The organism is Vibrio sp. CUB2, from assembly GCF_001557945.1.
In the GTDB taxonomy this organism is placed as follows: domain Bacteria; phylum Pseudomonadota; class Gammaproteobacteria; order Enterobacterales; family Vibrionaceae; genus Vibrio; species Vibrio owensii.
Genome location: NZ_LNRB01000001.1, coordinates 41,250 through 61,006, shown reverse-complemented (window position 1 = coordinate 61,006; position 19,757 = coordinate 41,250). Strand labels below are relative to the sequence as shown.

The window sequence follows — 19,757 nt, the reverse complement described above, 5'->3', positions numbered from 1 at the left end:
TCTTTTCTCTTCCGACCTTCTGCTCGCTATATGTTGAAACTAAGCAACGTTTCGATTTCTTTTAGCAAACAAGTGTGATGATTATCCCTGTTTGAAACTCACTAGCGCCGAATTAGTGGAAAATGAAGTTTGAATCTAATCACGATAAATAGCGAGTCAAGAGTCGTAATGTGATCGAGGTAAATTATTGCGAATTTCTAGAAATGTTTGGATAGGTGCGGAGGTTCAAATTATGCCTATTGACATGTTGCTGAAAGAAAATTTGTTGCTAACTTTCTTTGTCTATTTTTGAGCTATGTTCATTAAAACAAATTGACAGCCATTTAATTGTGATTTGTTGCACAAAAGAGGCGTGCTTGCGCGGTTCTACGACTCTTATTGATAATTAACCCATCGAAACCGAACTGTTGATAGGGTTTAAAAATGCTGTATGAATTAATCGACCACGAACTAGTAGATGTTATTAATGACCGCGCTTACCAATGGCAAGATGCAGTTAAAAAGACAACGCAATACCTAGAAGACAAAGGTTACGTTTCTCAGCAATACGCGGATGCCATAATCCAATCGACCGAAGAAAATGGTCCTTACTATGTGTTGTGCCCTGGACTGGCGATGCCACATGCTCGCCCAGAAACCGGTGTCCTAAAAACGGGCTTGGGCATTCATATTTTCCCTTCACCAGTTGATTTTGGTTCGGACCTTGGTCCTGCCAACATTCTTATTACCCTAGCTGCAAAAGACTCTGATACCCACATTGAGGTGATTCAAGCGCTGAGCGAGATGTTTGTGGACGAAGAGAACATTGCAAAACTGGCACAAGCTTCATCTAAGGAACAAGTGCTAGACATAATAAAAGCATACTAAAAGGAACATAACGTGAAAGCAAACATGCGAGCCAATGTGCAAGCCTTCGGGGGTCATTTGACCGCCATGGTGCTGCCAAATATCGGAGCCTTCATCGCTTGGGGCTTTATTACTGCACTCTTTATCCCAACAGGTTGGATGCCAAACGAAGCGTTTGGGGAACTCGTTGGTCCAATGATAACTTACTTATTACCACTGTTGATCGGTTATACTGGCGGTCAGATTGTTGGTGATAAACGCGGCGCGGTAGCCGGTGCCATTGGTACCATGGGTGTTATCGTTGGTGCGGACATCCCAATGTTCGTTGGCGCGATGATCATGGGCCCACTCAGTGCTTGGGTTGTGGTACAAATGGATAAGCGAATCCAACACCGTATTCCTTCTGGCTTTGAGATGGTGGTGAACAACTTCTCATTAGGTATTGTGGGCATGATCCTGTGCCTGTTCGCCTACGAGATTGTTGGCCCTGCAGTAACAGCGGCAAACTTGTTTGTAAAATCAGGCATCGAAGCCTTGGTGGCAACGGGATTCCTTCCTCTGCTCGCTATCATCAACGAGCCTGCGAAAGTGCTGTTCCTAAACAACGCTATCGACCAAGGTATTTACTACCCACTAGGTCTGCAGGCGGCCGCTGAAACAGGTAAATCTATCTTCTTTATGGTGGCATCTAACCCAGGTCCAGGTCTTGGTATGCTGCTGGCTTACGCGAAGTTTGGTCAAGGTCTGTCTAAACGTTCTGCGCCAAGTGCCATCATCATTCACTTCTTCGGTGGTATTCATGAGCTGTACTTCCCGTACGTGCTAATGAAGCCAATCATGATCTTGGCAATGATTGCGGGTGCAGCGACAGGTATCGCAACCTTCAATCTACTTGATGCAGGTTTGGTAGCAGGTCCAAGTCCAGGCTCAATCTTCTCTTACCTAGCATTGACTCCGAAAGGCAGCTTCCTAGCGACCATCGCAGGTGTCACAACTGCAACGATTGTTTCCTTCCTTGTCGCAAGTGCGATTCTGAAGATGAGCAAAGCCGAAGACAAAGAAGACGAGTTTGAACAATCAGTCTCTGATATGAAAGACATGAAAGCAGAAGGCACAATCAAACCAGTTGCTGCTGCAACACAAGAAGTAAACAAACCAATTTCATTTGTCGCATTCGCTTGTGATGCGGGTATGGGCTCAAGTGCGATGGGCGCTTCAACCTTCAAACGCAAGTTAGTTCAAGCCGGGATTGATATTGAAGTGAAGAACTTCGCCATCGAAAAAGTCCCAAGTGAAGCCGATATTGTCGTGACGCACGAAAGCTTGGAAAGTCGAGCCATCAAAGCAACAGGCTTGCCAGTGGTAACGATTAAGAACTTCCTCAATGACCCAGCGCTCAATGAGCTGATGGATACGATTAAGCAACAAGCGGTCGCGACTGAGCAACCAGCCTAACAATGCAGTATGGGGTGGCACCTACCACCCCATTTAGGAGAGAAATCATGGTACAAACAACGGCAGCGGTTATCTGTGGCGAGAAAGACGTTCAACTAAGAACCTTTGATTTGCCAAGCATTTCAGCCGATGAACTTCTGGTTAAAAACATTTCAAACAGCATTTGCCTGTCCACTTACAAAGCAGCATTGTTGGGTAGCAAACACAAACGCGTACCTGAGAACATCGGTGAAGTGCCAGTGATGACGGGTCATGAATACGCAGGTGTGATTGTTGAAGTCGGTGAGAACCTAAAAGACCAATACAAAGCAGGCGATTACTTTGTACTGCAACCAGCAATGGGTTTGCCTAGCGGTTACTCTGCGGGTTACAGCTACGAAACCTTTGGTGGCAACGCAACGTATTCTATCATTCCTAAAATTGCTATCGACTTAGGTTGTGTGCTGCCTTACCACGGAGACTACTTTGCAGATGCGTCTTTGGCTGAACCAATGTCATGCATCATCGGTGCTTACCATGCGAGTTACCACACGACGCAATACGTGTACGAGCACGATATGGGCATCAAAGAGGGCGGAGCATTAGCGCTACTAGCGTGTGCTGGCCCTATGGGGATTGGCGCGATTGACTACGCGATTAATGGTCCGGTGAAGCCAAAGTTGATTGTGGTAACAGACATCGACGCCGCACGTTTGGACCGAGCAGAGTGCTTAATTCCAGTTGAGAAAGCAAAAGAGCAGGGCATTGAACTGCATTACGTGAACACAGCTCAAGTCGATGATCCTGTGACTTATCTGAAAGCGCTGAACGATGGTAAAGGCTACGACGATGTGATGGTGTATGCAGCGGTATCGCAAGTGCTAGAACAAGCCGATGAGCTGTTGGGTAACGATGGCTGCTTGAACTTCTTCGCTGGCCCTACGGATAAAAAATTCAAAGTACCGTTTAACTTCTACAACGTGCATTACGAATCAACGCACATTGTGGGTACATCTGGTGGCTCGACCGGCGACATGGTGGAATCTATCGACTTGTCTTCACAAGGTAAGATCAATCCATCATTCATGATCACGCACGTTGGTGGTCTGCAAGCTGCGCCACATACGATTTTGAATCAATTGGATATTCCGGGCGGTAAGAAGTTGATTTACCCACACATCGACCTGCCATTGACCGCGATTGATGATTTCTTATCGTTGGCAGACCAAGACCCGTTCTTCGCCGAATTAGACGCAATTTTGAACGCGAATAACTATGTGTGGAATGCACATGCAGAAAAAGCGTTACTTGAGTTTTATGACGTGAGCTTAACGGTTTAGTTGCAACGAATTTGTGTGGTAGCCTTTGCGCTGCCACATAATGGAGAGGTCATAATACGTTGTCACGTGAAGACGAATTACTGGAGAAACTGGACGAGTGCGAAAATGCGACTGCGTTTCTTCAGGTTTCTAACAAAATAATTAACCTCAAGTTAAAAGCATTACTTCCGAGTGTGTTCGTCCAAGACGACCTAGTGAAGGAGTATGCTGTGGATCCTTTATTGAAAGAAGATGGTCCGTTGGTGACGACCGATGTGGTATCAAAGTTGATGTTTGCGATGGGCAAAATCTCTTTGGAAACATACGCCGATATCGGATTGTACGATCAGGTCTTGGAATACGTGGTTAGCCAACCTGAGAAAGTCGAATTCACGGATGACGTGATTTACGATTTCATCAAAAACCAAGCGGTACTCTCTTCTCAGCAAGACAGCTTTTATCTTGAGTCGATCAATCAGCTTAAGTTCTCTTCGTTTGAGTCCTTTTCGCAAATGAGATACGAATCTCTCATTAAAACAGTGTTGAAGCTGTCATGTGAAATGTTGATAGAAAGAATCGAAGGGGAGATCAATCAATAAGGGTTCACCATGAAAGTGAATTTAAACGTCAGTGGTTTTGAAACCGAAGCTACCTTTCCCGATGCCGACGTAAAGCGAATCCATCAACCTCTTATCGAAAAATTTACCCGTCTTTATCATGAGAAGCAGGAGCGCATTGTTGTGTTCTTGTGTGCCCCTCCGGGCAGCGGTAAGTCCACCCTTGCTGCGTTCTGGGAATACCTCTCTGAACAAGATGAAAACCAAGAGCCACTTCAGGTTCTGCCTTTTGATGGTTTTCACTACCCGAACGAAATCCTCGACAGCAACACCATTGAACGTAATGGCGAAGTTGTCCCGCTGCGCAGCATTAAAGGCTCTTACGAGACGTTCAATCTCACCGAGCTTATCGACAAGCTGAAACAGCTTAAAGTGAAAGACAGCAAATGGCCTTACTACGACCGTAACTTACATGATCCGGTTGATGATGCCATTCAAGTTAACCGCAATATTGTCGTCGTTGAGGGCAACTGGCTGCTGCTTGATGAACCAGTATGGAAAGAGCTGCATCGCTTGGCTGATTTTACGGTGTTTATTGATACCCAAGCGGAGTTTCTACAAGAGCGTTTAGTCAATCGTAAGATTCGTGGTGGCACAGACCCAGAAGCCGCCTTGGAGTTCTACTTGCGTTCGGATGCGGTCAACGTTAATAAAGTATTGAATCACTCGATTCCTGCCGACTTATCGTTGTTCCTCAATCAAAACGGTTCGTTCGAAATTCGATAGTTCGTCCACAATCTCAGGAGGTCACCATGGATATCGTGATTGATAGCCACACCCATACTATTGCCAGTGGACACGCTTACAGCACCATTCTAGAGAACGCATTGTCTGCCAAGAATAAGGGGCTAAAACTTCTTTGTACCACCGATCATGCTCCCGAGATGCCAGGAGCCCCTCACTACTGGTATTTCAACAATCAAAGAATTTTGCCCCGCTTTTTACACGATGTAGGTATTCTCCGTGGCGTAGAAGCCAACACGCTGAATGTGAAAGGGGAGGTAGACTTACCACCGTCCTCTGACCAACATCTTGACTGGGTGATTGCGAGTTTTCATGAACCCGTATTCAAACCCGCGACTGAAGCTGAACATACCGCTGCCCTGATAAATGTGATTAAAAGCGGCAGAGTGGATGTTCTTGGTCACTTAGGTAACCCAAATTACCCATTCGATATGGAACAAGTGCTGCGCTGTGCCAAAGAACACAATGTCGCAATTGAAGTTAACAATACATCTTTGACAGGCAAAAGCCGCAAGGGCAGTGATTCCCGTTGTGATCGCATTGTCGAGCTTGGCAAAGAGATTGGCGTTTACTTCAGTACAGGGTCGGATGCTCACTTTTGTGAAGAGATCTCTAAGTTAGACTTGGCGATTGCTTTGCTGGAAAAACATGGTGTGGAAGAAGAGAAGATACTCACTACATCGACGAGCCTATTTCTGAATTTCTTATTACTGAGAGGTAAAGCGAGGATTCCAGAGTTCGAAGCGCTCTATTGAAAAGCGAGTGACTCAAACGGCTATCTACAAACAAACATAAACCCGCAGCGTGCGGGTTTAGTTCGTTTAGGGGGACACATTAAGCGCTACAACGGTGATTCCACCACAACAAACTTACGTTCGGCTCTAAGTGGTGCAAACCAAGTATTTTTGTATTTGAAATAGCTCTGTCCATCGACGACGACCGTTTCTTTCGTGTGAGGTAGTGTATCTACGATCTCTCCAAGCTTGTAAGGGCTAGGCTCAGGTTTAGCCGTCGGAACAACGTGGGTGACTCGAGGCGTGTTCGAACTTGGCGAAGAAGACACAATTTGCCCGGACGATGGCGAATAGCTCGGCGACGTTGAGGAAGACGTCGTGATGGTGTTTCCATTCACAATCGTGTAGTTACCACTTGGTGGGTAACGGACGTAATCATAGCGGTCTCCGTTTCTACGGTAATACGAGTCTTGAACGATGGCATAGGTGATGCCTGCAAAGATGGCGAAAGTCGCTATGCCGACGAGATCGCTATGATAATAGTAATAACGTCCACGATAGGGTGGATACCAAAAACCCGGTCTCACATAGATAAACGATGAATGATAGCGCGGTGGCCTAACAACATATGGCGGTCGATGGTAATAGGGGGGTCTGTAGTAGGGCGGACGGTAATAAGGTGGCCGATTATAGTGGGGCGGCTTTATTGGCCTATGAGGGCGATTCACAGGGCGCAAATCGTGTTTGTTACCCGGCTGCGTGATCGGCTTTACCGCGGGTTTAGCTTGCGGCTGTGCAGACAGACTTGTTGCCCCTAGCAAGCAGAGAATGGCGGTGGTCATGACCCAGATGCTTCTCATAATGCTTTCCCCCATGGTTGGAGTACCGAAGCTCTAATCTTTAAGTTTAGCTCACCATAGCTTTGTTTGACTGAGGAGTCTAGGGCACGACTTTATGTTCTCGTTGAGCTTTTGCTTTCGTTCGCTTTCTGTTCTAACACCAAGAAGATCAGCTTAGTCAGCATGGATTGTGCCTCTGGTGACAGTAATCTCGCTGCTGAGGCAACATCGCTTGCAGAGATGTTACCAACCCCTCTAGCATCGAGGGCGACATCTAAATCCGTTAGGTTGAGAGCCCGCAGAATGGAGCGATATTGGGAGAGTTTTAAATCCGATTCGCCTCTCTCAATTCTTTGATAAGTCTTTTCGCTCATCCCTGCGACTTTTGCCATTTGCTCACGCGACATACCTCTCTCTTTGCGTCGAGCGATCAGTACTTCAATCAGTGGGTCTACATGCATAGGCGCTCCTTAAAGGACAGTTTTGTCCTGAAGCACGCAATATCCGGACCAGTTTAACCACCTCGTATTTACCCAAATTGATATAGCGATAAGAATGACGTTCCACAAAAAAATTACTAAATTTCAGTCAGTTTCAGAAAATGGAAAAATATCAGCTTTATAAATCAATTTCTGGTGAAGTAGGTATTCGCAAAATGCAACGCGTTTTAGAACAATTGCTTGATGAAATTCGCAATCGCAGCCGTGATAGTCGCTTGGATATGACATGGTTAACCCGAGAATCACAGAAAAGGTTGATGAAGTATAAAGAGCTGTTTTTGCATCGATGCGATCTTGACCAGACTGAGCTGAATCAAACCTATGAGAATTTGAGCCTGATAGAGCGTTTAGTGGCAGATATGGGTGTTGCAGCACTCACTTACATTATTGACGCACTTGACAAGGAAATGTGATCGGTTGAAAGCGTTGCTCGTTGTAAAGCATGGATAACTGTAAAGTATGGAGAGCTGTAACAACATGAACGTGAGCAGTAAAAGCATGAGCGAGCGAAATCCCACAAAGCCAATTGTGTGAAATAAAAGCACTGAAGGAATTTAAAGAAAGGATGCAAATGCTGGGGAACCAAACCCAGCATTCGGAACACTCATTTACCTATATTTTCGAACCGTAAATCAGTGTTTAGAGGTATGTGAACCGAAACGTGTCGGTACGGAGCGAATAATAACGATATTGCTGAATCTAGGCTATGTTCCGGGTTTCTAACACCTCTCAACAAAGTGTACATTTTCATGTACACCTCTAAAATTGAGTGCCAAAGCTCACTTCTTAAGCTTTATAACAACAAAGGGCTAAATAATCGGCGGTTTTACAACATATCTGTTGCATCAACTGATAGTTGTTAAAATATATGGCTATAAGATGGAGCTTTTGCTTTTCAATCGTCCTATTTATGCCTTACAATCCTTTCGAACCAAATCCATTCAGCAGAGAATGGGATTGACGAAAAAGGATGCGCTGATTTTGCTTCGAACCCAAAGTGAGACATTCCGTTAATCGAACTCTGCCCGGAAATGATTCCCTACATCCCCAATATACTCAGACAGGATAGCTCCGTCTTGAGTCTAGGCTTCTTGCATCCTGAATTGCTGTTTAGCATCGAATTCATTGGCTGCAAAGTAGGGCGTTTCCGTAGATCGTGCTTCGAACCAAAAGCACGATAAGTCAAAACAAAACGGATTAAATTTAGAGGTATTAACCGTGAACCTAAAACTTGTCGGCAGCTCCCTGATCGTTGCAGGTACTGCTCTTGGCGCTGGTATGCTTGCTATACCAATGGTGCTTGCTCAATTCGGCCTCCTTTGGGGCACTCTTCTTATGCTGTTCATCTGGGCGGGTACAACTTACGCTGCACTTCTTCTATTGGAAGCAAGCTGTAAAGTGGGTGGTGGCGTTAGCATGAACGCGATTGCTCGTGAAACCCTTGGTAAAGGCGGTCAGTTTGTTACTAACGGTCTTTTGTACGCGCTGCTTGTTTGTCTTTTGATGGCGTACATCATCGGTGCTGGTGACTTGGTACAAAAAGTGACTGCGTCAATGGGCCTACCACTTTCTACTATCTCTAGCCAAGTTGGCTTTACCGTTTTGGTTGGTCTAATTGTATCGGCGGGTACCGGTGTGGTTGATAAGCTAAACCGTGGCTTATTCATCGGTATGATTGTCGCACTTGTTCTTACGCTATTCTCTCTTGCACCAAACGTATCGTTTGAAGGTCTAAGTGAAGTCGTGAACGCAGACAAAATGGCATTGATCAAGCAAAGCTCAGTTCTGTTCACAAGCTTTGGCTTCATGGTCGTGATTCCTTCTTTGGTGACTTACAACAAAGAAGCGAGCAAGACCCAACTGCGCAACATGATTATTGTTGGCTCGACGATTCCTCTTGTGTGTTACCTACTGTGGTTGTTTGCAGTAGTGGGTAACTTGCCACCACACGAACTTATCCAGTTCTCAAACGTGTCTGAATTGATCTCTGTTCTTGGTCAACAGTACACAGGTCTTGAGTTCATTCTGTCTATGTTTACTGGTTTGGCATTGCTGACGTCTTTCTTGGGTGTAGCAATGGCGCTTTACGACCAAAATGCAGACCTTCTAAAAGCAAGTAAGCCAGTGGTATTCGTGACGACGTTTATTCTGCCGTTGCTTGGCGCGGTATTTGCTCCAGAGCACTTCTTAGCGATCCTTAGCTACGCAGGCATCATCCTTGTATTCCTAGCGGTGTTTGTTCCACTATCGATGACCATGAAAGTACGTCGTGTTCCTGTAGAAGACAACAGTGTGTACGAAGCTGGTGGCGGTGCGATGGGTATGAGCATGATCTTCCTATTCGGTTGTTTCTTGCTGTTCGCTCAAGCGGTATAAATCGACTTTACGAACACACAAATTGAATCTAGAAAGCCGCTTGTCCATAACTGGGCAAGCGGCTTTTTTGTGCAGAATTGTTAGTGCTGCATCAGCGGCGTGTATGGCCTGACCGTTGCCTGATAAATCGTGATGATATTTGACCTTGAGGTGAAACTGTCTCGCCACAGGCTGACATGGCTTGCGACCACTCTCTTTATGATGACTAACAAGTTATAAAGTAAAGGGGAACCGAGTGTCGAAGCGATTTTCTTTCACAGTCGTTGGAATGATGCTTTCTTTGGGGATGTTCAGTGCTGAAGCAATGGCACACCCTAAACATCACCACAAACACGGACATCATCACCATCATCATAAGCACAAACATAAACATAAACACAAAAAGGTTGTGGTGGTGAAGCACAAGCGACCGAAGCATCACTACTACCATTACAAACACATTCCACCACGTAGCACCTATATTCAGATTGGCAATTTTACCTACCTAAAAGTGGATGACTTTTATTACAAGCGCTCGAAAGATCGCTATATACATGTGGTTTTGTAAGCAAACAAAAAAACAGCGAGCACTTTGGCTCGCTGTTTTACTTGTTGGGTGATGAAGTTTGTTCTGGGTCAAAGAGGAGAAGTTAGACCGTAAAGCGGTTTAGGATCTCGTCTTGTTTACGAACGTCTTCATGTTGGGCTTGCATTGCATCGTTGGTGCGGTTCGCTGAATCAGCAACTTGGGTCGACAGATCTTTAATGTTAACCGTGTTGTTGTTGATTTCCTCCGCTACCAAGCTTTGTTCTTCAGCAGCAGATGCAATCTGCAAGTTCATGTCAGAGATACGTTGAATTGCATCGCGAATACGTTGCAGGGCGTCATTGGCGTGTTCTGCTTTCTCTACCGCTTCTACTGCGCTGCCTTTGCTTTGGTGCATAGCGCTAGCCACAGAAGAGGCACCAGATTGAAGCTGTTCAATCATGCTACGGATTTCGGTCGTGGATTCTTGAGTACGTTGCGCCAGAGTACGAACTTCATCCGCTACGACTGCAAAGCCGCGACCAGATTCACCAGCACGTGCTGCTTCGATTGCTGCGTTCAATGCCAGTAGATTGGTTTGGTCTGCGATGTCGTTGATTACTTTTAGAATCGTTTCGATATTTGCCGTAGCTGACTCAAGACCTTGCACTTCCTCAACCGCTTGATCGATGCTGTCTGAAAGCAGGTTAATCGTCTCTGTAGACTCATTCACAATCGAAGAACCTTGCACCGTTGCATCGTCTGCTTCTTTCGCTGCACTTGCCGCGCCTTGTGCGTTGTTCGCAACTTCTGTCGCAGTCACTGACATCTCGTGCATTGCGGTTGCGAGCTGTTCAAGTTCTTGCAGCTGAGTTTGAATCGCAGAAGCCGAATCACGAGCGCCTTCAGCGGTGATTTGCGTACCACTTAGGATCTGATCAGAAATGCTCTTCGATTCGATGATTTGATGCTGCAAGTTCTCCATAAAGGTATTGAAACCTTTTGCTAGCTCAGAGAATTCTTGATCGGTATTGGTGTCCAAACGCTGCGTCAAATCGCCTTTGCCTGATGCTACAGCTTGGATTGCGGTGTTTAGCTCATCAAGAGGGCGCATCAAAGTACGGATAAGGATAGTCAGCGCGATGATAGAGGCAATTACGGCAATCAATGAGTAGATGATTGCGCTATTACGCAGCTTACCTACTGCAGCATAAGCAATGCTCTCGTCTACAACCGCGCCCACATACCAGTTCTCGCTCGCGATGTGCGTTAGGCTGACCATATATTTATCGCCATTCATCTCGATGTGCTGAGCACCAGACGTTAGTGATACTTGCGGTAGGTAGCTTGATAGCTTCTCGCCGTTGTATTTTGCTTCTGGGTGCGCAATGGTTGTGCCATCCGCAGTCACTAGGAACAAGTAGCCAGCATCGAATAAGTTTACTTGATTGACCAAGTCAGAAAGGGTAGTTAGCTCCATATCGTAGAACATGGCTGCTAAGAACTGGCCAGCTTCACGCACTGGTGTACCGATAGAGATGATCACTTTCTTAGAAGAAACATCCACGTAAGGGTCGGTGACAACAAGTTTGTTTTCTGCTTTTGCTGATACAAACCAAGGGCGAACACGAGGATCGTAATCAGGGCCTGCTTCCCAACCGTCATCGTTTTCAATCACGAATCCGTTGCTGTCGTAAGCATAACCGATGGCCAAGAAGCTTGACTTTGGCATTGGCTTCTCTAGCACTTCTTTCACGTAATCGTGGTCGCTTGGGTTAATTTCAAGAATCTCAGTCATGGATTGAGCGAGTTCTTTCTTAGCGTTCATTTCAGATTCTACCGTGTTCCCCACACTGGATAGGATCTCACTCACGCTGGTGTCGATGTTTTCTTCGATCTGTGAACGAATGGTCATCACTTGTTGTGTCGACAGCAATGCCACAGTCACAAGCAACAAAATAGAAGAGGCGGTGACAACCTTATGTCTGAATTTCATACTTTTCCCTCTCGAGTCTCCCGGCTGGCTTACTCTGCTTGCACCTCTTATTTGTCGGGCACATTCGGCAGAAGTGAACACATTATTGTGTTTGTTATTTTTGTTATCGACAGATTTATCAGAAACCTGAAGGCTAATTACGACTTTTGTTGGCGAAACGAGAACAAAAAGCCGCTTGTTTTATAAAGTTGTGAGATTGATCTAATTTGTTGAACTTCGTCATTAAACTGTTAAAAACATAAGAATAGTATCATTGAGCCTTATAGAAACAAGTCTGAGTTGTTGGTTTTCTGCAATTTAAATCAATGAATTTAAAGTTATATTTATAACTTATGTGTTTAAAGTGAGGCTATTCGAAAGCTGAATGCATAAGGAGAGATGTGACAAAACAGGCGGGAAATTGCAAAACGAGTCAGCAGATACAAAAAAGGCCCCGATAGAGCGGAGCCTTTGTAAGATGCATGATTTTAGAAGATCAAATGAGCTATACCGGCAATAACTGGTAGCGTAATCAGCGTACGTAGAATGAAGATAACGAACAGTTCTACGATGTTTACTGGAATCTTACTACCTAGAAGCAGTGCGCCCACTTCTGACATGTAGATGAGCTGTGTAACTGACATAGCTGCAATCACGAAGCGAGTCATCTCGTTGTCGATTGATGCCGCTAGGATCGCTGGGATGAACATGTCCGCAAAGCCAACTACGATAGTTTGAGATGCTGCCGCTGCTTCAGGGATTTGTAGTAATTCTAGGTAAGGGATAAATGGCTGACCTAGGATTTCAAATACCGATGTGTATTCAGCAATGATCAGCGCAACAGTACCAAGACCCATAACCACTGGTAGTACGCCAAAGACCATGTCGATTGCGTTGTGTACGCCTTCTTTAAATACAGAGCGTACTGAAGTGACTTGACCAGCACGTTTTAGTGCGAGATCCATACCCCAAGAGAAAGTTGTGTGACCTGCAGGTACTGCGTCTGCGTCTTTCTTAGGCTCACTGCCATCCATGTAGCGGTCTTTCTTTAGGCTCAATGGTGGAAGGCGAGGGATGATGATCGCTGCGATAACACCTGCCAAACAGATTGCGCCGTAGAAAGGCAGGAATAGGTGCTCTAATTGAACCTGAGCAAGTACCACCAAGCTGAACGTAATAGATACCGCAGAGAACGTCGTACCTACAACCGCTGCTTCACGCTGGGTGTAGAAGTTGTTTTCATACTGCTTACTGGTTAGCAGGATACCAACACTACCATCGCCCAACCAAGAAGCCATACAGTCGATAGCGCTACGGCCAGGAAGGTTGAACACAGGGCGCATTACTTTACTTAGAAGTGCACCGAACAGTTCTAGTAGACCGAAGTTAAGTAGTAGAGGCAGTAATAGGCCTGCAAAAATAAATACCGCAAACAGTGTTGGTAGAAGACCAGTAAGCACAAGGCCACCAGTGTTTTCTTCCCAAATCGCTTTTGGACCCACTTGGAAGAAAGTCATCAGCACAGCTGCGCCACCGATTAGGCGAACCATTAACCAAAGTGGAGAAGGATTAAATAGGCCGTTCAAGAAACCATTACGTAGGATTGCTGCTGGCTTGAAAATTTTGCACAGAACAGAAGCTATAGCCATGAAAGCAACAATAGCGGTCACGATCGCAATTAAAGTATCGCCAAGAACCGCAGGAATGACTTTTGCCATTACCGCAACAGGGATTGTCAGGCCGCCATCGTAAGAGATTGGAGCCATGAAAAGTAGAAGACCGATCAGGGATGGGATGAAGAACATCCAAAAGTTGCCCTTAGGCGCTTCAGCAGCATTGGTGTTGTTATGCATTTTTTGTCTCGTGTTACTACTAGTCAATACTCGCCATATTCCATGACATAAATATTCACTAAACATCCGTATTTAATCACAGTGTGCGGAGATTACCCGCAAACTGTATCCTTTGCAATACTATTCATTAAATACATCTAGTTATTCAGCTGTTTTTTCGGTCAATTGAATTAAAACCAGAATCTTGTATATGAATTTGTTGCTCGTGTTAGAAAATTGTAGCACGCAAGCCCCTCTGAGCAGCTTGTTAAACGGCACAGTGTGACCAAAGCAATAAAAAGCCTAGCAAATGTGATTCGGATCTCAAGGCGAAAGCGGTGTTTTCTCCCAGTAGTGGCACAACTTTTAAGGGATTAAAGAACAAATAGCTGAATCAGAGCAATCGAAGGGATTAGTTTAAAGCGGAAAGAGATAGGTGAGAGAGTATAAGAGTGACGGCTTAAGTCGAATGCTTAAACCGTCATATTACATTTAGGCTGTTTGATTGCGATTGAGTAGGTACAAGTAGCACCAATATGCGATGGCAATAACAAATGCCAGAAGTGCAGGGAAGGCCAACGCATACAGCTCATAAACGTTAAACAAAGCCGCACCAGCAGTACCACCTAACAAGAAACCTAAAAAGATAAAGATGAACAGCTTGGCTTTACGTCGGTCAAATTGACGGCCACGTAAGCTCTCTCCAATCATAATACCTAGGTCGGTAATGATGCCGGTCATATGCGTCGTTCGTACCACAGCGCCACTGAAGGTCGTGATCATCGCGTTCTGCAAACCACATGCAGCAGAAGCGAGGTACTGACCATATACATTGCCTTGTACCAAAAAGCCTAAGCTCAACAGTAGCAAGCTGCCTTCAATACAAAGTGCAACACCGTAGCGGCGGCCAAGTTTGAGGGCACTACTTTCAATAAAGAATCCGCTAAACGCAGAGCCTATTAAAAAGCTGAATACAATAAAGAGCAGGTGGATGGTTGAGTCCACACCTGTTAGTAAGCTGTTCCCTAGCTGAGTTACGGTTCCGGAAAGATGCGTTATCGCTTGATGTTGAAAGCCGAGAAGACCCACGGCATTGACGCAGCCTGCGAGAAGAGCAAGCAAAAAAGCGCCATATTCCACCCAACGAGGAAGTCTGGAAATCACAATAAAACCTCACCAAATGTTAGGAGCAGATTATAGCGCTCGTGGCGCGGAACGAAAGTACTTCTGCTATTACGCGGTTGATCATTCTCAATAAAGTCTCAACTTTTGTTGAATGATCTGTTCGTATCGAGAGTAAATAAGCATATCGAAAGTAGATAGGCTGACTGCTAAGAATTTTTCAGATTGGGGCTGTTTGTGCTTAACCAATGTGTTCCATGGTGCAATCAAAGCTTACCCAGCCGTGTTTTCGTTGTTCGTAAATAGAGACCGTTGGTTCTGCAAATTCTTTATTGTTAAACAAACCCATCGGAATCACGGCGTAATCTGGTGCGTCCGACAAGAGTAAGCGCATGGTCGTGCCGCACGCAGGGCAAAACTCGTATTGAACTTGATTGCCTGAATCAGCAATTCGAATGTAACTGGTGACCTCACCATCGAGGATGACTTGGTCTTTGTTGAATCGAGCTTGAACGCCGAACACGCTGCCAGTTCGCTTTTGGCATTCGAAGCAGTGACAGATAGAAGTGCGAATGGGCTCCGCCGTGCAACGAAGTTGGACTAAGCCACAGGCACACTCGCATGTGTGGGTGATTTTTGTCATCGTTATTACCTATTGGTTGCCCACCAAACAGTTTAGTTTAATTTTGAAACACTTGAGTCAAATTGAAAGAGTAGGCGTTGAGGTCTTCACGGGGGAATTGGTATATACTCCGAACATAATTAAGAGAACAAGAACACAAGGAAGTCTTCATGGCTCGTAAGAGAATCCTACCTATCCCTCTCATTCTACTGATCCCTATCGTCCTGTTAGCCGTGGTGATCATTGCGGGCATTTATCGATTTAGTCTTTCCGATGAAGAAATTATGGCGAAGTTTCCTCAAGCGCAGGCACAATCTAATCCTATCGTGGCCGAAGTTCTGGGGATTCAGTCACGAAATCCGTGGACGGTTCAAGTTCCTGAACAAGGAGCGGTAACGTTTCTAGAAGATTGGGATAAAGAGAACGGCTTCCTGAAAGGTCAATATGACGCTGGTGGCACCAGAGGTGAAGTGCTGGTTCCTACCGAGTTTATTGCTCAACGCGACATCAATGAAACCCCTTGGATTGTCGCGCCAGTGATTGTTACCACACAAGGCTCAGGGGCGTTTTATTACATCGGGTTGTTTAAATTTGATGCAGTACCAAGCCGAGTTGTGCTATTGAACAGTGTTTTCATTGGTGATCGAATTCAGATGTCTTCTTTGAAGTGGGAAAGTGATACGCAAATTTCGCTTTCTTATCTTCAACATGGCGAAGATCAAGCGATGGCAGAACAACCAAATCAATTGAATTCAACGACGCTTAAACGTGTAGGTAATAACCTACATATGCAACAGTAATGAATTTTTTTGTCTTCTGTAAAAAATAAGTGTTTTCTGCGCTAGATCTCGTAATTTCATAGTGATTTCTTATGCGGGAATGCATAAGCTATGAGCCTTGTTATAAAGGAGATAGTAATTCCCGTGTCTACAAATGAAATTACAACAAGACGGTTGCCGAATCTGACAAGTCGTAAAGCGCTACTGTTGTACTCCTTGCCAGTATTAGTTGCGATTGGTGTTTCCAACTCTCTCAAAGAGTCTTCCCTTACCAAAACCATCGCATTGAACCTGCCAGAATCGCAGGTTGTCGAAAATATTCTTGAAGCGACAACAACAGAAGTTGTCACTCCACCTAATTTTGAATACCAAATTCAAGCAGGTGATAACCTGAGTACCATTTTCAGCCAACTGGGCTTCGGCTACAGCTCGTTGATGAAAGTGATGGAAACGGATTTGAACTTCCTTGCTCTTGATACCCTAAAACCTGGCAATACATTGCGTTTTTGGCGTGATGAATCGACAGGTGAGCTACAAAAGATGGAGCTTCAGTTCTCCATTGCCGATAAAGTGGTTTACCACCGTAATGACGATGGCAGTTACGATTTCTCAGACATCTCAATCCCAGGTGTGTGGAAACAAGAGCCATTGGTTGGTGTGATTCGAGGCAGTTTCTCGTCATCTGCAAATCGCTTAGGTTTGAGCTCAGCTGAAATCAGCCAAGTAGTTAACCTGCTAAAAGAGCAAGTGAACTTCGGTAAAGATTTACGTGCTGGTGACCGATTCGAAGTGGTTCGCCGATCTCAAAGCATTGATGGCGTACCAACTGGCAAGAACGAAATAGAAGCAATCAAAATTTATAACCGTGGTCGTGAAGTTACCGCTTACCTTCATACCGATGGTCAATTCTATAACGCGAAAGGCGAGAGCCTACAGCGTGCCTTCCAACGTTATCCTGTCAGTCGTAGCTGGCGTATCAGCTCTGGCTTTAATCCGACACGTCTTCACCCTGTAACAGGTCGTGTTGCACCGCACAACGGTACGGACTGGGCTGTGCCTATTGGTACACCAGTAGAGGCGACCGGTGACGGTACTGTTATCATGACGCGTAAACACCCATATGCGGGCAACTACGTGGTGATCGAGCACGGTAGCAAGTACAAAACGCGTTACTTGCACCTTAGCAAGATCCTCGTGAAGAAAGGCCAAAAGGTGTCTCGTGGTCAACGTATTGGTCTATCTGGTAAAACAGGGCGTGTGACAGGTCCGCACCTTCACTATGAGTTGATCGAATACGGTCGTCCGGTGAACGCAATGCGTGCCAATATTCCTATGGCGAGTTCAGTGCCTAAGAAGGAAATGGCAAGCTTTGTTGCTAATCGAGACGAGATGGACAAACTGCTGAAAGACAAAGAAAAAGCAGTTTTATAAAATATAAAAAAGACCAAACATTGTTTGGTCTTTTTTATGCGCTTTTCACTTGTTTTTCGTTGATGATACTTATCAGTTCATTGACGTTGTGTGGCCTCGAATAGAAATAACCTTGGATATGATGGCACCCCATCTCTATCAGTTTCTGTAAGGCTCTGTCGTCTTCAACCCCTTCCGCAATCAAATCGACTTCTAACAGTTGTGCTAATTGAGCAATGAGCAGCACCACTTGTTCTGACGTGGTATTCGCCAACATATTTCTCACAAAAGTGGCATCAATTTTAATGCTGTCGATAGGGTAGTTATGGATGTAGTTCAGACTAGAATAACCCGTACCGAAATCATCCAGTGCAACTTTAAACCCGAGATAACGAAGTGAGTTCAGAACCATCTGTTCGCGGCCACTCTGAGACAGCAGAACCGTTTCGGTGAGCTCAATAACAAAGTCAGTCGCTTGGTGGTCGTATTTCTCCAAAATACGCGTCAAAAAGTTCATGTAACGGTTTGAATCGACCAGTTCGTGTGCAGAACAGTTAATAGAAAGCTTCACCTTGTAGCCAAGCTGTCGTTCAAGATCTTGTTTCGCACGGCAAGCCAGTTCAACAATTCGTTCGCCCAGCTCTATGATCAACCCAGATTGTTCGGCGGCTTCAATAAACTCTACGGGAGAGACACTGCCGTAAACGCTGCTGTTCCATCGCGCTAGGATTTCAAAGTAATCCCAGCGATCACTCGTGATGTCCACAATTGGTTGAACGACGACGTATAACTCTTCGTTTTCATCGATACTCAAACGCAGCTGTTCGCGTAGTGCTTCAATCAATTGTGTTTGGCGATGATAAAGCGCACTTAAATGGGTGTCGTAGTGTTGTATGCGTGTATCTCGGTGCTTTTTACAGTCTTTGAGCGCAAGGCTGGCATTGAGAATTAGGTCGTCGCTGTTGAGCATATGAACAGGAGCACGAGCAATACCAATGCTAACCGTAAAGGAAATACGGTTGGATTTGTCTGAATAACCCGCTTCAATCTTATCTAAAATTTCCTGACAAACCGCGACAGGGTCTTCGTCATAAGTGATGAAGGCAAACTCGTCGCCTGCAACACGGAACGCATTATTTGGTGAAGTTAAACTTTGCTGAATCGCATTGGCGGTGAATTTGATAATTTGGTCGCCAATGTAGTTACCGTTAATGTCGTTAATCGATTTGAAATTATCGATATCCAAATAGGCGAGACTAAAAGGGCGCGTAGCTTGTTGTGTGAGTGTTTCTAGCGTGTCTGCCAAACAACTGCGATTGAGCAAACCAGTGAGGTTGTCATGGGAGACTTCATAACTCAGTTGGTTAAGCAGTTTGTCTGAACGTTCACTGATCCACTTCTCTCTTAAGCTGTGGATGATCACGTTGGACAAGAAACGGTGATAGAAGATGATCTCCTTTGCCTCTTGCTCATTGATCGCGCGAGGAAAGGTCGATAGTAAGATACCAAGCACTTCCCCATTGTGTGTCTTCAGTGGAAGGCCGATGTAAGCTTGAATGCCAGCATCTTGGAATAGCTGGTCTTTAGGGTAGAGACGGTAGACCTCATCTTGATAGAAAATAATCTCACCGATGTCTTGTGCCACCTTTTCGCAAGGTGTGCCCTCTAATCCATAACACATGCTGTCAGCAATGGTGCCACCACTTGAATTGGAAAGGGTTACGGCACAGTGCTGTAGGTGCGCTATTTCTACTACACATGTGCAGTAGCTTTGAAACTGTTGATGGAGCTCCAGCGTTACTCTATCGAGTAATGCACTACCGTTAAGTTTTAGAATCTCATCAAGCAATTGGATACTGTTTTGTTCATGATCCATTGAACATTTCACCCGACGTTGTGTTTTGCCATATCGTGTTTATGTTGGTTTTGTTACACGATCTTTTCTCATTTAATCGATATGCATCACGTTAACTATTGTTTACTTCACGTGATTTTTCAAACTCAACAAGGGTTTTGCTTAAAAATTTCAACCATAGGGTTAGAGATGATGGGAGCAGCCTCTCATCAAAGTGGTAGTTCATAGGGGGAAGGGTATTAGCTCTC

18 protein-coding genes are annotated in these 19,757 nt (G+C 45.1%); 11 read left to right on the top strand and 7 right to left on the bottom strand.

The window, feature by feature from the left end:
* The first annotated feature begins 423 nt into the window (after positions 1-423).
* From ATB78_RS00270 to ATB78_RS00245, 6 genes are read left to right on the top strand one after another with little or no spacing between them, the layout of a single operon-like run.
* Positions 424-867, top strand: coding sequence for a PTS sugar transporter subunit IIA (locus ATB78_RS00270; protein ID WP_005425097.1), 444 nt, complete (start codon positions 424-426; stop codon positions 865-867).
* 12 nt (positions 868-879) lie between these two features.
* Positions 880-2,301, top strand: coding sequence for a PTS mannitol transporter subunit IICB (locus ATB78_RS00265; protein WP_086027683.1), 1,422 nt, complete (start codon positions 880-882; stop codon positions 2,299-2,301).
* Positions 2,302-2,348: 47 nt separating this feature from the next.
* Positions 2,349-3,620 carry a zinc-binding dehydrogenase gene (locus ATB78_RS00260; protein ID WP_061007462.1) on the top strand — a complete coding sequence of 424 codons (1,272 nt, stop codon included), beginning with the start codon at positions 2,349-2,351 and terminating at the stop codon, positions 3,618-3,620.
* Positions 3,621-3,679: 59 nt separating this feature from the next.
* Positions 3,680-4,198, top strand: coding sequence for an MltR family transcriptional regulator (locus ATB78_RS00255; protein ID WP_061007461.1), 519 nt, complete (start codon positions 3,680-3,682; stop codon positions 4,196-4,198).
* A 9-nt stretch (positions 4,199-4,207) separates the two neighbouring features.
* Positions 4,208-4,942: a nucleoside/nucleotide kinase family protein gene (locus tag ATB78_RS00250; protein WP_061007460.1), complete on the top strand. Its 735-nt coding sequence runs from the start codon at positions 4,208-4,210 to the stop codon at positions 4,940-4,942.
* Positions 4,943-4,968: 26 nt separating this feature from the next.
* Positions 4,969-5,715 (top strand): phosphatase, encoded by a 747-nt coding sequence (locus tag ATB78_RS00245; protein ID WP_061007459.1) that lies wholly within the window; start codon positions 4,969-4,971, stop codon positions 5,713-5,715.
* Between the two features lie 86 nt (positions 5,716-5,801).
* On the opposite strand, the gene ATB78_RS28120 is transcribed toward ATB78_RS00245, so the two are convergent.
* Together ATB78_RS28120 and ATB78_RS00240 are read right to left on the bottom strand one after the other, a co-directional pair.
* Positions 5,802-6,554: a hypothetical protein gene (locus tag ATB78_RS28120; RefSeq protein ID WP_081096544.1), complete on the bottom strand. Its 753-nt coding sequence runs from the start codon at positions 6,552-6,554 to the stop codon at positions 5,802-5,804.
* 92 nt (positions 6,555-6,646) lie between these two features.
* Positions 6,647-6,994, bottom strand: coding sequence for a helix-turn-helix transcriptional regulator (locus ATB78_RS00240; RefSeq protein ID WP_009706181.1), 348 nt, complete (start codon positions 6,992-6,994; stop codon positions 6,647-6,649).
* Between the two features lie 140 nt (positions 6,995-7,134).
* On the opposite strand from ATB78_RS00240, the gene ATB78_RS00235 reads away from it, so the two are divergent.
* The 3 genes from ATB78_RS00235 to ATB78_RS00225 all read left to right on the top strand — a co-directional run bounded on the left by ATB78_RS00235 (position 7,135) and on the right by ATB78_RS00225 (position 9,956).
* Complete coding sequence (locus ATB78_RS00235; protein WP_020194780.1) at positions 7,135-7,446, top strand: hypothetical protein; 312 nt, start codon at positions 7,135-7,137, stop codon at positions 7,444-7,446.
* Positions 7,447-8,251: 805 nt separating this feature from the next.
* On the top strand, positions 8,252-9,409 hold the full coding sequence (locus ATB78_RS00230; protein ID WP_009706178.1) for an aromatic amino acid transport family protein: 1,158 nt from the start codon (positions 8,252-8,254) through the stop codon (positions 9,407-9,409).
* 235 nt (positions 9,410-9,644) lie between these two features.
* Positions 9,645-9,956 carry a hypothetical protein gene (locus tag ATB78_RS00225; RefSeq protein WP_038895482.1) on the top strand — a complete coding sequence of 104 codons (312 nt, stop codon included), beginning with the start codon at positions 9,645-9,647 and terminating at the stop codon, positions 9,954-9,956.
* An 82-nt stretch (positions 9,957-10,038) separates the two neighbouring features.
* Here the strand turns inward: ATB78_RS00225 and ATB78_RS00220 are convergent, their stop codons facing one another.
* The 4 genes from ATB78_RS00220 to ATB78_RS00205 form a co-directional block, all read right to left on the bottom strand.
* Positions 10,039-11,910: a methyl-accepting chemotaxis protein gene (locus ATB78_RS00220; RefSeq protein WP_005435536.1), complete on the bottom strand. Its 1,872-nt coding sequence runs from the start codon at positions 11,908-11,910 to the stop codon at positions 10,039-10,041.
* Between the two features lie 467 nt (positions 11,911-12,377).
* Entirely contained in the window at positions 12,378-13,742 is a 1,365-nt protein-coding gene (locus ATB78_RS00215) for a YjiH family protein (RefSeq protein ID WP_005435537.1), read from the bottom strand.
* Positions 13,743-14,213: 471 nt separating this feature from the next.
* Positions 14,214-14,885 (bottom strand): YoaK family protein, encoded by a 672-nt coding sequence (locus ATB78_RS00210; protein ID WP_005435539.1) that lies wholly within the window; start codon positions 14,883-14,885, stop codon positions 14,214-14,216.
* Positions 14,886-15,084: 199 nt separating this feature from the next.
* Entirely contained in the window at positions 15,085-15,486 is a 402-nt protein-coding gene (locus ATB78_RS00205) for a GFA family protein (RefSeq protein WP_005435541.1), read from the bottom strand.
* Positions 15,487-15,635: 149 nt separating this feature from the next.
* On the opposite strand from ATB78_RS00205, the gene ATB78_RS00200 reads away from it, so the two are divergent.
* Together ATB78_RS00200 and ATB78_RS00195 are read left to right on the top strand one after the other, a co-directional pair.
* Positions 15,636-16,265: a hypothetical protein gene (locus tag ATB78_RS00200; RefSeq protein WP_005435544.1), complete on the top strand. Its 630-nt coding sequence runs from the start codon at positions 15,636-15,638 to the stop codon at positions 16,263-16,265.
* A gap of 123 nt (positions 16,266-16,388) precedes the next feature.
* A complete protein-coding gene (locus ATB78_RS00195; RefSeq protein ID WP_061007458.1) occupies positions 16,389-17,675 on the top strand; it encodes a peptidoglycan DD-metalloendopeptidase family protein in 1,287 nt (428 codons plus the stop codon).
* A gap of 34 nt (positions 17,676-17,709) precedes the next feature.
* Here ATB78_RS00195 and ATB78_RS00190 read toward each other — a convergent pair whose 3' ends face one another.
* Positions 17,710-19,530, bottom strand: a complete 1,821-nt coding sequence (locus ATB78_RS00190) for a bifunctional diguanylate cyclase/phosphodiesterase (RefSeq protein ID WP_041056977.1) — start codon at positions 19,528-19,530, stop codon at positions 17,710-17,712.
* Positions 19,531-19,757 lie beyond the last annotated feature (227 nt).

Excerpts from the sequence above, each read along its gene's own strand:
- ATB78_RS00270 (WP_005425097.1), top strand. The coding sequence starts at position 424 with ATGCTGTATGAATTAATCGACCACGAACTAGTAGATGTTATTAATGAC.
- ATB78_RS00260 (WP_061007462.1), top strand. The coding sequence starts at position 2,349 with ATGGTACAAACAACGGCAGCGGTTATCTGTGGCGAGAAAGACGTTCAA.
- ATB78_RS00250 (WP_061007460.1), top strand. The coding sequence starts at position 4,208 with ATGAAAGTGAATTTAAACGTCAGTGGTTTTGAAACCGAAGCTACCTTT.
- ATB78_RS00245 (WP_061007459.1), top strand. The coding sequence starts at position 4,969 with ATGGATATCGTGATTGATAGCCACACCCATACTATTGCCAGTGGACAC.
- ATB78_RS28120 (WP_081096544.1), bottom strand. The coding sequence starts at position 6,554 with ATGAGAAGCATCTGGGTCATGACCACCGCCATTCTCTGCTTGCTAGGG.
- ATB78_RS00240 (WP_009706181.1), bottom strand. The coding sequence starts at position 6,994 with ATGCATGTAGACCCACTGATTGAAGTACTGATCGCTCGACGCAAAGAG.
- ATB78_RS00235 (WP_020194780.1), top strand. The coding sequence starts at position 7,135 with ATGGAAAAATATCAGCTTTATAAATCAATTTCTGGTGAAGTAGGTATT.
- ATB78_RS00220 (WP_005435536.1), bottom strand. The coding sequence starts at position 11,910 with ATGAAATTCAGACATAAGGTTGTCACCGCCTCTTCTATTTTGTTGCTT.
- ATB78_RS00215 (WP_005435537.1), bottom strand. The coding sequence starts at position 13,742 with ATGCATAACAACACCAATGCTGCTGAAGCGCCTAAGGGCAACTTTTGG.
- ATB78_RS00205 (WP_005435541.1), bottom strand. The coding sequence starts at position 15,486 with ATGACAAAAATCACCCACACATGCGAGTGTGCCTGTGGCTTAGTCCAA.
- ATB78_RS00200 (WP_005435544.1), top strand. The coding sequence starts at position 15,636 with ATGGCTCGTAAGAGAATCCTACCTATCCCTCTCATTCTACTGATCCCT.
- ATB78_RS00190 (WP_041056977.1), bottom strand. The coding sequence starts at position 19,530 with ATGGATCATGAACAAAACAGTATCCAATTGCTTGATGAGATTCTAAAA.